The sequence below is a fragment of the Kitasatospora aureofaciens genome, assembly GCF_019192735.1.
Classification (GTDB): domain Bacteria; phylum Actinomycetota; class Actinomycetes; order Streptomycetales; family Streptomycetaceae; genus Kitasatospora; species Kitasatospora aureofaciens_A.
Genome location: NZ_JAHTKP010000001.1, coordinates 1 through 12239 on the forward strand (window position 1 = coordinate 1; position 12239 = coordinate 12239).

General features: G+C 69.6%; 13 protein-coding genes and 1 pseudogene. 6 read left to right on the top strand and 8 right to left on the bottom strand.

Features of this window, described 5'->3' with window-relative positions; genetic code table 11:
- From KV557_RS00005 to KV557_RS00025, 5 genes and pseudogenes are all read right to left on the bottom strand, one after another.
- Nucleotides 1–204: pseudogene (locus tag KV557_RS00005) on the bottom strand (tyrosine-type recombinase/integrase); the annotation flags it as partial.
- Complete coding sequence (locus tag KV557_RS00010; protein ID WP_218197449.1) at nucleotides 201–671, bottom strand: hypothetical protein; 471 nt, start codon at nucleotides 669–671, stop codon at nucleotides 201–203. The gene KV557_RS00010 and the pseudogene KV557_RS00005, both read right to left, overlap by 4 nt.
- Before the next feature lie 783 nt (nucleotides 672–1454).
- Complete coding sequence (locus KV557_RS00015; protein WP_218197450.1) at nucleotides 1455–1637, bottom strand: hypothetical protein; 183 nt, start codon at nucleotides 1635–1637, stop codon at nucleotides 1455–1457.
- Nucleotides 1638–2132: 495 nt separating this feature from the next.
- Complete coding sequence (locus KV557_RS00020; RefSeq protein WP_218197451.1) at nucleotides 2133–2633, bottom strand: hypothetical protein; 501 nt, start codon at nucleotides 2631–2633, stop codon at nucleotides 2133–2135.
- Between the two features lie 25 nt (nucleotides 2634–2658).
- Complete coding sequence (locus KV557_RS00025) at nucleotides 2659–3924, bottom strand: S1 family peptidase (RefSeq protein WP_218197452.1); 1266 nt, start codon at nucleotides 3922–3924, stop codon at nucleotides 2659–2661.
- A gap of 564 nt (nucleotides 3925–4488) precedes the next feature.
- Between KV557_RS00025 and KV557_RS00030 the strand changes: the two genes are divergently transcribed.
- Together KV557_RS00030 and KV557_RS00035 are read left to right on the top strand one after the other, a co-directional pair.
- Nucleotides 4489–5040, top strand: a complete 552-nt coding sequence (locus KV557_RS00030; RefSeq protein WP_218197453.1) for a hypothetical protein — start codon at nucleotides 4489–4491, stop codon at nucleotides 5038–5040.
- Between the two features lie 91 nt (nucleotides 5041–5131).
- A complete protein-coding gene (locus tag KV557_RS00035) occupies nucleotides 5132–5860 on the top strand; it encodes an HAD family hydrolase (RefSeq protein WP_218197454.1) in 729 nt (242 codons plus the stop codon).
- 531 nt (nucleotides 5861–6391) lie between these two features.
- Here the strand turns inward: KV557_RS00035 and KV557_RS00040 are convergent.
- Nucleotides 6392–8062, bottom strand: coding sequence for a beta-1,3-glucanase family protein (locus KV557_RS00040; RefSeq protein WP_218197455.1), 1671 nt, complete (start codon nucleotides 8060–8062; stop codon nucleotides 6392–6394).
- Between the two features lie 267 nt (nucleotides 8063–8329).
- Nucleotides 8330–9205 carry an NAD(P)H-binding protein gene (locus KV557_RS00045; protein WP_218197456.1) on the bottom strand — a complete coding sequence of 292 codons (876 nt, stop codon included), beginning with the start codon at nucleotides 9203–9205 and terminating at the stop codon, nucleotides 8330–8332.
- Between the two features lie 93 nt (nucleotides 9206–9298).
- Here KV557_RS00045 and KV557_RS00050 point away from each other — a divergent pair, with 93 nt between their 5' ends.
- Nucleotides 9299–10147, top strand: a complete 849-nt coding sequence (locus tag KV557_RS00050) for a LysR family transcriptional regulator (protein ID WP_218197457.1) — start codon at nucleotides 9299–9301, stop codon at nucleotides 10145–10147.
- 201 nt (nucleotides 10148–10348) lie between these two features.
- Here KV557_RS00050 and KV557_RS00055 read toward each other — a convergent pair whose 3' ends face one another.
- Nucleotides 10349–10522: a hypothetical protein gene (locus tag KV557_RS00055; protein WP_218197458.1), complete on the bottom strand. Its 174-nt coding sequence runs from the start codon at nucleotides 10520–10522 to the stop codon at nucleotides 10349–10351.
- 567 nt (nucleotides 10523–11089) lie between these two features.
- Between KV557_RS00055 and KV557_RS00060 the strand changes: the two genes are divergently transcribed.
- From KV557_RS00060 to KV557_RS00070, 3 genes are all read left to right on the top strand, one after another.
- Nucleotides 11090–11656, top strand: a complete 567-nt coding sequence (locus KV557_RS00060) for a hypothetical protein (protein ID WP_218197459.1) — start codon at nucleotides 11090–11092, stop codon at nucleotides 11654–11656.
- A gap of 128 nt (nucleotides 11657–11784) precedes the next feature.
- Complete coding sequence (locus KV557_RS00065; RefSeq protein WP_218197460.1) at nucleotides 11785–11964, top strand: hypothetical protein; 180 nt, start codon at nucleotides 11785–11787, stop codon at nucleotides 11962–11964.
- Between the two features lie 109 nt (nucleotides 11965–12073).
- Complete coding sequence (locus tag KV557_RS00070; RefSeq protein WP_218197461.1) at nucleotides 12074–12214, top strand: hypothetical protein; 141 nt, start codon at nucleotides 12074–12076, stop codon at nucleotides 12212–12214.
- Nucleotides 12215–12239: the final 25 nt, after the last annotated feature.

Below are 12239 nucleotides of genomic sequence, written 5' to 3' on the forward strand. Positions count from 1 at the left end.
CCGAGCGGTCTCCTCGCTGATGACGAAGTCCCGTGCACTGTAGACCGGTTGAACGAACGGGGAGGGCAGCTCCTGGCCCGCGACCAGCACGGTGTCACGGTTGAAGCCGCTGACGTTCAGGCCCCGGGGCCTGCCGGCGGGGCCCGGCAGGCCCCGGTCGGGGTCGACCAGTTCGCCGTCGAGGACCTCCAGTTCGGTGCTCACCGGATGCCTTCCGTCGCGGTAGGGATATGGGGGTGAGGGCTGTAGGGCACTCGGTGTGGGCCACGGTCGACCTCCCAGCCTCTGCCGTGGTTCACCATCGGCCGGCCGCCGGGGATCGAGGTGTCGGCGAGCCCAGGTTCGGTGGCATGCCCGGCGACGATCAAAGTCAGGCCGGTCGCCGAACTCCGGCCGTACCACGGCGAGTTGTCGGAGGGACCGGGTTCGCCTGGTGCGCTGTGACTGGCGGCCTGCCGTTCGCGCCGGTCCGCCGCCGCCTGGGCGGCGAGTTCGGTGCCCAGCTCATCGATCCGTTTGCCGTACCTGCGCAGTTCGGCGGAGAGCCGTTCGGCCGCTCGCTCGGCCAACTCGGCGCGCGCCTCGGCGCTGGTGACGCGCTGCACAGGTGGGGGGAGGTCGCGGTCGGCGCCGCCGGCGGCGGCGTCCGGAGTCTCGGAGTGCTGGGTCACGCGCTGAACCCCTTCTCGGGAGGATCGCTCTGACAGCTGTTACCTCGTATATCGCAGTTTATACGAGGCTAACGCCCGTTAACGCATGACAGAAGGGCCTGCGGGCGGGTAGCGCGCCTCAAAATCCGGACGCACCATCACAAACCATTCCATAGCACCTACCAATTCTGGTAGGTGCTCCCCACTCCGACGGGGCAGGGGGCGCCAAGGAACGGACATACCATTACGCAAGGCCCATACCACCACCTACGAAATTTCGCATGTGCCCGCGCTGGCCGGAGTGGGCGGCAGGCCGCGGCGAGGACGGTTAGGAGCAGTTGGTCCCAACCGCGTCGGGCCGATGCTTAGCCGGCCGACGCCCGGAAGACTTTCCCGGCATTGCTCCGCGTCGATAATGGCTAAAGTTCCTCAATAGCTATGCGGAAGAATCCTGCTGACGGGATGTTTGCTCCGCGACGTTCGCGGAAGGTACAATCTAACAGCCACCACGAAACAGCTTTCTTTGATCGCCACCATCAAAGCAATCGGGAACAACCACGACGTAAGCGATTGTCAACGTCAGCAGTGTGGAACTGATGATAGATTGATTATCGCGAGTCGATTTCCGATCGAAAGTGAACGGATCTCACCCCATACTCCGGCGCTTCCGCGCCGGACAACGGTGAAGGCCCGCCCGGATCCGAGATGACGCACGGGTTCCGAGCGGGCACTACGGGCCGCGCGAGCGCAGCTGAATCACCGTGGCGGCGCAGCAGGTCTAGCCACCTGCTGCGCCGCGCCTAGTCAGTCCCCGAACGCCCTGACAAGGGCAGTCGCGAACTTCAGGCCTTCGATGAGCAGCTGAACCTTGTCGCCGCGGCGCTCCCCGTCCTCGGGATCGGGTGTCCGGTCGGAACCGCCGTCGCCAGCACGGTCGCGCTGGGGCGACTCGTCGTCCTCACCGGGCCTCCTCATCCACCTGAACATGGAACGCCTCCTTCCAATTTGATTCCGCCCAAACGGGCGCCCGGACGCCGGGGTGCGCCCAGTGCACGGGGAAGGAGCCCAGGAAACCTCCTGGAATGCCGCGAGCGAAAGTCTAACGGCCCATTAGTAGCGATGACAAACGTGCACCCAGGGCCGGGCAAAACATATCGCAGCGATATCGCCAAGCGGCTTCCTGTTCGATGCGGTATCGAATCTAAATTACCGTCGAGTAGTGCGGACTTTTGGCGCGGTTTTAAACCGGCCTTGTGCGCGCGACATCGGCGCGAGACGGGCCGGGGAGTGTGTCTCCGGGTGAGCGTGTCCCTCCACGGACCTGACCGTCAGCCGATGGCTGACGCAGGGGTCGTCGAGCGGGGCCTCGAGGCCGTGGGGTGTGGAAGCCGTACCGGTCGGCCGTCGGCCCCGAGGGTGGCTGGGGGCGGCGGCCGCCGCGTTCGGCTTTCGGGTGAGCCTAGCGGTCGGGGCCCGGGCCGGTCAGCGGGTGTTGCCGTGGACGATCGTGCGACCGGGGTAGTGGGTGGACATGTAGGCGCGGGCGGCCTGGAGGTCACCGACGACACCGACCGTGGTGGTGTGGCCGTCCGGCGCGAGGCCGGTCTGGAACACCTGGAAGCCCGGCTGGTCGATGCCCTGCAGTTCGCCTTCGAGCTGGTAGTCGTGGCCACGCCGGTAGACCAGGTCCGAGGTGATGTGGCCGCGCACGACCTGGGTCTGGCCGGGAAAGCGCTGGTCGAGGGCACGCCGGGCGTCGCCGAGGTCGCCGATGACCTCGACCCTCTGCACCCGGTCGCCGGGGTTGGCCCCGACGGTGTCCACGTGCCAGGTGGCCGGGCCGACGCCGGCCTGGTAGATGGCCTGCTGGAGGTCGGCCAGCTCCTGCCCCCGGGGCCCGCCGGGCTGGGCGGCGGCCGCGCCGCACGCGACGGCCAGAACTCCGAGGGTGGCCAAGAGCCGGCCGGTGAGCGCGACGTCCACGGGGGCGTCCCTTTCTTTCGTGCTGTCAGGCGAGGGAGAGGCCGAACCGGTCGACGACCGGCGAGATCGGGGTGTACAGGACGGTGTCGTAGCAGGTGGTCCTGGTCGACGTGGGGCTGCAGACGGCCTTCTGGCCGCCGCCGGCGACGATGCTTCCTCTGGCCTGCATGTCTTCGCCACCGGTGACGCTGGCGAAGACCGGCCCGCCGCGGTCGCCCTGGGCCACCGCGATGGTGCTGCCATCGGTGCGCTCGGCGACGTCCATGTCCTTGTGCCAGGTTCCCTCGACGCTGGCGGCGTACTCGGTCTTGGTGACCTTCAGGCCGCAATGCACCCCGGACATCGCCCCGCTGTCGCACACCAGTCCGCCGACGGAGTTGTGCCCGGCGCCGACGACGCGCTTGGAGTAGCCGGACGGGTTGTCCCACGCTCCGTCGTAGAAGCGGCCGCTGGGACCGCCGTTGGTGTTGATCACGGTGATGTCGAGCCCGATGTCGGAGTCGGAGGCCGCTCCGATCTCGGTGCCGGTGCCGGTCTTGTAGGTGCCGGAGGTCCCGCAGTGGGCGGCGGTGAGCAGGACGGCGGTCCTGCCGCGCCAGGGGCCGAATCCCGAGGTGCAGAAGGCGTTGCCCGGGGCGGTGAGTTCGGCGCCGGCGCTCCAGGGGCTGGCGTCGCTGTGGCGGGTCGCGGTAGCCATCAGGGCGACCGAGGGGGCGGCGTCGACCGGGACACCGGCGAGCTCGGCTGCGTGCGTGGCGACCTGCTCGCCGGTGAGCGAACGGTGCCGCCGGTCGGTGCCGGGGGTGTAGCTATCGGGGGTATAGGTGACGGATAGCCCGGTGCCGTCCGCGGCGGGTCCGGCCGCGTTCCAGACGGCATCCGCGTCGCCGCGTATGGCGGCCTCGACGAGCCGGTCCCGCGCCTCGCGCAGCTGCCACAGGGTGTAGGGCGTCTGACGGACGGTCGCGGTGATCCCCGGCGGGGTGTGTTCCAGGAGGTCGGTGATGCGCTTGGGCACGTCGCCGTGCCAGTACAGCGTCAGGAGGCCCTGCTGCGGGTCGATGGTGTGCCCGGCGTAGCCGGGCACCGTCGCGCGCCGGTGCCCGGGTACGCCGGTGATGGCGTCGGCGAGCCGCTCCAGCGCCGCCTGACGCCGGAGCACCCCGGGATCCACCACGCCGTCCGGGCGGTGGGCACCGCGTACCGGCGGTGCCGCAGCCGCGTGGGCGGGCACCGCCGTCAGCAGCGCGAGCATGGCGGCCCCGACCAGGGCCGTCCTCCTGATATGCACCCGCCCAGTACCCCACGGCGCGGGCCGCCGCCGCCAGCACACGGCCGCCCTGTCACCCGCCCGGGCGACGACACGGGGGTGGCACTGCGTCGGCGGGTTGCGGCCGTCGTCCCCGGACAAGCGCCGGGGACGACGGCCGCGGTCCATCCTTCGGGCGCAGGGCGCGCCGCTGGGTCAGGTCCGATTGTCCTCGGCTGGGCCTTCGACGTCGGGCCGCTGCTCCTGGTCCCGGTCGGCTGGGCGGTACGGCTGGTCGCCCTGGGCATCGAGGTCGACGATGCGGATCCGGATGTCCGCCGCTACGCCGTCGTGCCGTTGTCGGCGTGGCGGGGCCGAAATGGGCTGCCCGTCGCAACGTGCCGCACCGGGCTTGTCAGCGGCGGGGCTTGGCGGTGACGATCCGCAGCCAGGACTCGGCGCCAGCGGCCTTAGCGGTGTCCCGGTTGGGGTAAGAAGCCGTTGTCGTACCGAACTTGATCGGCGGGTTTCCGCAGTTCAGGCATGATGCCGGCATGGCGAGGCATGCTCGGGCCGTTGGGTTGTCTCGTTGGTGGAGGTGCCGGGATGGCGTCGGTGGTGGGTCTCCTGGAGGAGCGGGAGCTGGCCGCGCGTGAGCGCGTGGAGGAGCTTCGGGAGGTGGCGGACCGGGTACTCGCTGAGCTCGCCGAAGCGGAGACGGCCTGGCACGAGTGGCTGATCGCCCGGCAGCGCGTTGGCGAGGTTCTGTCCGGGCCGCGGCCCGGACAGGCAGGTGAAGCTGGCCAGGGAGCCGGTGAGTCTTCCGGGTCGGGGCCCGCGACGAACGCGCCCGCCGAGGTTCCCCTACCGAGGGCCGCGCGATCGGGCTCGATCGTCCCGGTGTGGCGTCCCGCGCTTTCCATGGACGCGCTCGCTCCCCACTACCAGCGCATCCTGGCTACGCTCACCGAACAAGCATCCGGCGGAACGCCAGTGATGTCCTGTCAGGAGCTCACTGCCGTACTCGGACTGGAGCCGGTTCCGGCAAATGTGGAAGGAGTTCGGTCGAAGATGAAGCGGCTGGCCGACCCGGGCTGGGCCGACGAGCCCACCCCGGGACGGTTCACGCTCGCCACCGGGCCAGCCGGCGGCTCATGAGCATCGTCATCGACCACAACACCATCTGCTCATGCACGGCGGGGCAGCGAATCGTCTCGTCCTCACGTGATCGCCAACGAAAGAGCAACCGATGCAACCGATTGTCCTGTTCGACCTGGACGGCCTTTTGATCGACTCCGAGCCGATCTGGGACGCGGCAAAGCGTGAAGTGTTCGGTCCGCTTGGCCTGCACCTCACAACGGAGATGCAGGCGGCGACGCGCGGGCTGCGGCAAAGGGACATGGTGGCCTATTGGTTCGATCGGGCCACCATTCAAGCCGACCCCGACGAGGTCGAGCAGCGGATCGTGGCCGCCGTGTGCCGTAGGTTGGAGGGAGTGGCGCTGAAGCCCGGTGCCGAACACGCCGTCGCGGCGTGCGCGCGTGCATCGAGGGCGATGGCCGTCGTGTCATCTTCGCCGGAGTCGGTGATTCGGGCTGCGCTCGCGAGCACCGGCCTTGACCGATCTTTCGATGCCGTGTTTTCGGCCGAAGACGACGAACACGGCAAGCCCCACCCGGGCGCCTATCTCCGCGCGGCCGCCGCCCTCGGCGCGTCACCCGGCGAATGCATTGTGATCGAGGACTCGCTCAACGGCGTCCTCGCTGGGGTGTCAGCCCAGATGACGGTCGTCGCCGTTCCCGAGGCCGCTGATCGCTGCGATCCTCGCTTTGCGATTGCCACTCTGGTACTGGAGTCCCTCAAGGATCTCGATCCCTCGGTATTCGGCGCGTATGTGTCCAGGGGGAGCCGGGACGCGACGTGGGCATCGCGTGCTGCGGATCCTCAGCCGTTCCGCGAACCAGATCGTGCTGTATGACGCCCTCGATCGTGGGTTCGGGTCCCCTCGCACCAGCAGCCTGACCAGCCCCCACCGCCAACGAGGTCCGTTCCGCTCCGCGCCCGGACGCTGCCGCCTGCCCGGCTGAGGTTCGATTTTCCGTTCAGCGTCTATGGAGGTGGACCGGCAGTACACCGACACACACGGCGCCTCGATCGAGCAGGTAGACCGGCTGACAGAGCGTCACCGCCGCTCTAGCCTCGGGCTGAAGGAGTGACTAACGACGGTAGCGGTCGGCCCGGCGAGCGGCTGTGCCGCAAGCTAAACCTGGCGGCGGGCCGGACCCGCCTGGTGGGGCTGCTGGAGGAACCGCCGGAGGCGGGGCAGGCACCGCGGGTTCTCGGAGTGGACGAGTTCGCGTTCCGCCGAGGACGTCGGTACGGCACCACTCGGCCGGCGTGAGGTCCACGAGGTCGGGCGCGTAACTGCGTGGCCGGCGCGGCGGGCGCCCGGGATGACGGGGCGTCGGTCGGCCGGACCTGAGCCGGCCGGCCGACGTCGAGCGCGCGCTCAGGTCGCCGAGAAGGTGAACCAGTGGAGGTTGACGAAGTCGGAGGTCGAGCCGATGAAGGTCAGGTAGACGTCGTGCACCCCGGTGACGGAGCCGGACAGGTTGATCGGGACGGTCTGCCAGGACTGCCAGCCGCCGGTGTTGGCCAGGTCGATCTCGGCGAGCTTGGTGCCGGTGGGGCTGCCCAGGCGCACCTCGATGCCGCCGCTGATGCCAGCCGCCGCGCCGGAGGCCAGCCGGGCCAGGAAGCGGCGCGGGGAGCTGCTGCCGAAGTCCAGGCCGGTGTAGCCGAGCCAGCAGCCGGCGTGGATCCAGCCCACGTCCTGGCCGCCGCCGGTGTCGGAGCAGGCCTCGGTCTGGGTGCCGTTGTGGGAGGAGAAGGAGGCCGCCTGGACGGTGCCGTAGGCGCTGACCGTCGAGCCGCCGCCGCCCCCGCCCCCGGGGCCGCCGCCGAAGGTGACGGTCCAGGAGGTGGGCGCCGGGTCCTGCAGGTGGCCGTCGACCGGCGCGCTGCCGGTCGGACCCACGTCGTCGTAGGGGAACGCGTAGCCGGTGCTGGCGTTGGCGTGCACCAGGCGGGCGTAGTGGTTGGTGATCGCGTTCTGGTAGTACTGACCGGCCGTCACCCCGCCGGGCTGCTGGGCGCCGCCGGCCAGCAGCAGCGTGCTGCGGTTGAGCGCGGCGGACAGCCGGGCGGCGACCGCGCCACGGGCGTCCCCGCCGGAGTTGTAGAGCGGACCACTGGCGCAGCTAAAGATGTCGGCGGTGCTCGGCTTGGTGAACGCCACCCCGTCGGTGTTGAGGCCGGTGAAGGTCAGCACGCCGTTGCTGACCGTGCCGCTGAACGAGCCGAAGGCGGGGTTCTGGGTGTCGACGGTCAGCGGCGTGGACTGTAAGCGGGACCAGACCTGGTCCACGTACGGCCCGAAGTAGGTGCCGAAGGAAACCGGCGAGTGGGTGGGGGCGAGCACCCGCAGCACCGTGCCGCCGCCGTCCTTGACCACCAACTGGTCCCAGGGCGCGCCGTCCACCGCGTGTTGGGCGACCAGGCCGTCGGCCACCGCGGTCAGCGCGCCGGCCGGCAGCGGGCTGACCGCCTGGTTGCCGGCCGCGCCGGTGCTCGCCATCGAGACGGGGGCGGCCACCAGGTCGACGTAGCTGATGTTGGCGTAGAGGTTCGCGGCGTTCCAGGTGAACTCGCAGAAGGTCCAGTCGGTCAGCCAGTTGGGGTCACTGGTGCTGAACCCGGGCTCGACCAGGCCGGGCTGGCCGCCGCCCACGGCCGGGTTGACGAAGAACTGGATCTTCTTGCCGGTGCTGAACCAGACCCGGCCGCCGATCACGTACTGGGTGAGGTTGAGCGTCACCCCCGCGCCGCCCGAGGCACCGAGCGGGATCGAGTAGTCGGGAACGGGGGTGAGGTTGCTGCTGGGGTTGGCCAGCGGCTGGAACGCGCCGTCCGGGCCGACGAAGCCGGGTCGGTTCGAGCTGTCGGAGCCGGTCAGGTAGGCGTAGACGGTGTTGCTGCCGGAGGTGTTGCGCAGTGTCAGCGGCAGACTGGGGCCGGCCGCGGTGGCGACCGGGTCGAGCGCGGGCACCAGCAGGGGTGCCCCGAGCAGGGCGGCCGTGGCCGTCCCCGCCGTGGTGAGCAGCGTGCGACGCGAGATCATGGAAGGTCCCGTCAGCAGGAGGCGTGGGAGTCGGCGACGGAGGCCGACCGTCGCGGATGCTGCAGCAGGGTGCCAATATGTCGCCGTGGTCTGTACCAGTCAAGTGCAAGAACTGAAGATGCATCAGAGATCTTGCTGGGCTAATCCTTCAAGGCTTTGATGGTCAGGGCCGCTGCCAGCCATTCGTCGCACGGAACCGGTACCGTGCCCGGGTGACCCGAGCCGGTGTCTTCGTTGGCACGTCGGGACAGACGGCCGCTGCGGTGCTCAGGCCAGAACAGCCGGCCTGAGCACCTCTTCGCACCATTGGCGGAAACCGGTAGGGGACGGCTGCGCGAAGCGGTGCTCGGCCTCGTACGCGCCGTCGATTTGGGCCGCGGCCATGTCGACCAGGCCCTGTGCCCAGGCCTCGCTGGCCCCGCGGCTCAGAGCCGTCTCCTTGTACGCGTCGAGGGGGACCTGTTGGCAGTGGACCGGCCGCTCCAGCACCTCGGACATGATCTGAGCCATGTCGTCGGGGGAGATACGGTCGGGGCTGACCAGCGGGACGCCGTCCTGCCCGCTCCAGGAGTCGTCGAGCAGAAGCCGCGCGGCCGTCGCGGCGATGTCGCGGGTGGCGATCGTCGCGAGCAGCCGGTCCGCCACGGACGGGACGAAGAACGTGCCCTGGTTCCTGATCGTCTCGACCTGCCAGAGCAGGTTCTCCATGAAGGCCGCCGCCCGCAGCGCCCGGAAGCTCACCCCCGTGGACCTGATCAGCTCGTCCTTGGCCACGGACGCCGTCAAGTGCCCGGCGTTCTTCTCGATCCCGGTGCCCATGGTCGATACGGACACGACGCGCTTGACGCCGTGACGGGTGATCGCCTCGCACGCGGGACGGGTCCAGTCCAGGTAGTGGCCTTCGACGCTGTCCGTCCGGGAGTCCGGCGGCACCAGCCAGAACACGCTGTCCGCGCCCGCGAACGCCTCCATGACGACATCGAGGTCGCCGTGCGAGCCGGGGACGACGTCGACCCGCTCGCGCGCCCGAGCGGGAAGCCGGGAAGGGTCACGGGCTATCACGCGGACCGGCTGCTCGCCGTCGAGCAGGTGGTCGAGGATCTGTCGGCCGATCTGGCCGGTGGGAGTGGTGATGACAATCATGGGAGAAGCATCTGATCCGTCCCGGCAGGACGGAAGGATCGCAGGGATCCCGCTTGTTACCCTCAGGGACATACCAACTGGAGGTGCCAGGCCGTGGAGTCCCGCCCGCTGCGCTATTTCGTCGCCGTCGCCGAAGAACTCAACTTCGCCCGCGCAGCAGAACGCCTCGGCATCTCGGCCCCGCCCCTGTCGCGCGCCATCCGCAACCTCGAAGCGGAGCTGGGCGTCACCCTCTTCGAACGCACCACGCACAGCGTCACGCTGACGCCGGCCGGCACCGTACTGCTCGCGGAGGCGCGGACCGCGCTGGACGCCCTGCAGGCGGCCGGGCGCCGTGCACAACGCGCGGCCGAGCCGAAGCTGGTCCTCGCCGTGAAAGCCGACGGCGACGGCGGCCTGCTGGAGTCCATCCTCGCCCGGTACGCCGCCGAACCCGCGGCCGAGCCGGTCGCGATCCGCCTCAGCGGCTGGCGCGACCAGCCCAGCCTGCTGCGCCGGGGCGAAGCCGACGCGGCCCTGATCTACGAACCGTTCGACCGCACCGGCCTCGACACGGAGCCGGTGACTGCCGAACGCCGCCTGGCCGCCCTTCCGGCCCACCACCCGCTGGCCGCCAGGAACCGCATCGCTCTCGCCGACCTCGGTCTGCCGCGCACCGAGCACGACACTCAGGGATGCCTAGCCCGCCACCTCGACACGATCGTCGACCGGTACGCGATCCAGGACCTCGCCCAACTGCTCAAGCTCGTCGAACTCGGAGACATCGTCACCCTGCTCCCGGAATCCGTGTGCACCCGATACCCGCGCCCGGGCATCGCGTACCGCGAGGTCCCGGACGCACCCCCGGCCACCTTGTCGATTGCCTGGCCCCAACAGTCCCGCTCCAGGGCGACCGCGGCGCTGGTCCGCATAGCCACGTCGGTGGGCGGAGCGCACGGATAGGCACCCCGTGAGGAACAAGCACACGTCGAGAGCCTTGACTCCAGGACCCCGGCCAGCATGGTGACGAAGAGTTTGGTCTGGGGATCGTCGGACGCGAGGTCGAAGCCGGACCAGGCACCGGTGGCGATGCGCAAGTGGAGCCCGCGCCGCTGAGGACCTTCCCGCGGACGTTGTGGAACCCTCAGCGGACCCGGGCCGGCGTCAACTTCGCTGCCGGCAGCAGGCTTCCCAAGGACGGCACAGGTCAGCGGTGAAGAGGCGGACCAGCCGGAGCTGGGTGAGGCCGACGATGATCAGCCAGGTCCACAGGTCGGCGGTGTCCGCTGCGCGGAAGTGCGGCGCCGTCCAGCCGGGGTTGCCAAAGACCGCGGCCAACGCATGCACATCGGGGCCATGACCTGACCGCAATCCGATTCACCGTCAGGGAACAACGCGGATGTCCAAGTGCGCACTTGCGCTCTGGCGGGGAGGAAAAACCGCTAACACCACCAGCCTACCAACCTCCCTGGATGGGCGCATCTAACCGAGGCCGGCCTCGCCGACCGGCATAGTCCAGTCACCCACGAAGCAATCAGGGCGCACGTAACAGGCCGCCCACGCACGCCGAACCACCTCAGCGCCGGCCGGACCTACCTCCCCATCGGGGAGGTAGGTCCAAGACACTTCACAACGTCGCGTGCGCCCACACAGGAACAACGAACTCCAGGCAGCCCTCCTGCCCGCCGTCCCCGCTCTGCCCGCCGGGAAGGCCAGCTGAGCACCCCGCCAGCTGCGGAGGCGCCGACACCCGGGCCGAACGGCCCGTCGGCCGACCGGCGAGTCATGGCGCGATGCCATTGGCGAGCATCCCGAAACCCTTGATCGCTAACTCGACGGCCAGAGAGCCAAGTTGAGCGGATAATCGCTCGACTCCGGACAGTGACAGCGCCTACTCTCCGTAGCGTGGCGAAGAAGCGAGGGGTCGCCCCAGACCCCGAGGAAGACCTCGCGGCCGCCATCGTGAACGGTGTGCTCGGCGCCCGCACGGTGGCGGTCGACGACCAGACCGAGCCCGGCATGATCGACGCCTGGCTCGCCCGTCCCGATGAGCCCGACGACACGCGCACGATCGGGCTGGAGATCAGCTCCACAACCGACGGCAAGACCACGGCCATGTGGAAGTCGATCAACAAGCAGTACGACGAGACCGTGATCCCCGGACTCCTCGGCGCCTGGAGAGTCCAGTTCCACCCCGGCGCCCGAATCGGCGGCGCGCCAGCCCAGAAACTCAACGAGCTCCTCAGGGACCTGGAGCAACGTGGGGAGACCCGGGCAAACCTGCGACCCTACGAGGACAAGAACCGGTGGGCTGACGGCCTACCGGCGCCGGAGCACACCGCCGACCTGGGGACGATGAACAGCATCGGCGTCATCTCAGCTGCGCAGATCAGCACCGACCCCGCGCTGGCCGGCCGCATCTTCGCCTCCACCCACACCCACGGCGTCGCTCCCCCACGGCCGAGTACATAAGCCCGTACGTCTCCAGTTTCCTGGCCACGCCGGCGGGCGAGAACAAGGTCAAGAAGCTGGCGGCCGCGCCGGAGGCCCACCTGTTCATCTGGTCGGATCAGTCCCACCTGTCCGTCGGCGTAGCCCTCGTGCACCGGTTCAAGCCGGTCGGCGACCCGGACGTCCCGGACCACATCGGCGACGTCTGGCTGGCGTCCAGGTTCGAGCCGACGGCGGTCTACCGCTGGAGCCGCGGTTCGGGATGGGCGGTCCACGAGGTGCCGAAGGAGCTGCACCAGGTGGCGGAGCCGCGGATCGGCCGCCGGTAGACCGGCGGCCGCCCTGCACCCTACGATGCAGCGGCGACTCGCATAGGACCCCCCGCGGACACGCAACCCCGGGAACCACACCAGCTCGGAGTCCACCATCGGAAGGTGTGTGGGAGATGCAGGCGACCTGGATACGTCTGCCGAGCACCGGGTCCTCCACGCCGTGCGCGATCTCGCCGCCGGCCGCATCACCGTCCTGGTCACCCACAACCTCGCCGACCGGATCCTGGTCATGAGCCCAGTGAGTTGACGATTAATAACTTCAGCCCTTGGTC

Coding starts and splice junctions, on each gene's coding strand:
- KV557_RS00030 (WP_218197453.1), top strand. CDS start 4,489: ATGGCGTCGGTGGTGGGTCTCCTGGAGGAGCGGGAGCTGGCCGCGCGT.
- KV557_RS00035 (WP_218197454.1), top strand. CDS start 5,132: ATGCAACCGATTGTCCTGTTCGACCTGGACGGCCTTTTGATCGACTCC.
- KV557_RS00040 (WP_218197455.1), bottom strand. CDS start 8,062: ATGATCTCGCGTCGCACGCTGCTCACCACGGCGGGGACGGCCACGGCC.
- KV557_RS00045 (WP_218197456.1), bottom strand. CDS start 9,205: ATGATTGTCATCACCACTCCCACCGGCCAGATCGGCCGACAGATCCTC.
- KV557_RS00015 (WP_218197450.1), bottom strand. CDS start 1,637: ATGTTCAGGTGGATGAGGAGGCCCGGTGAGGACGACGAGTCGCCCCAG.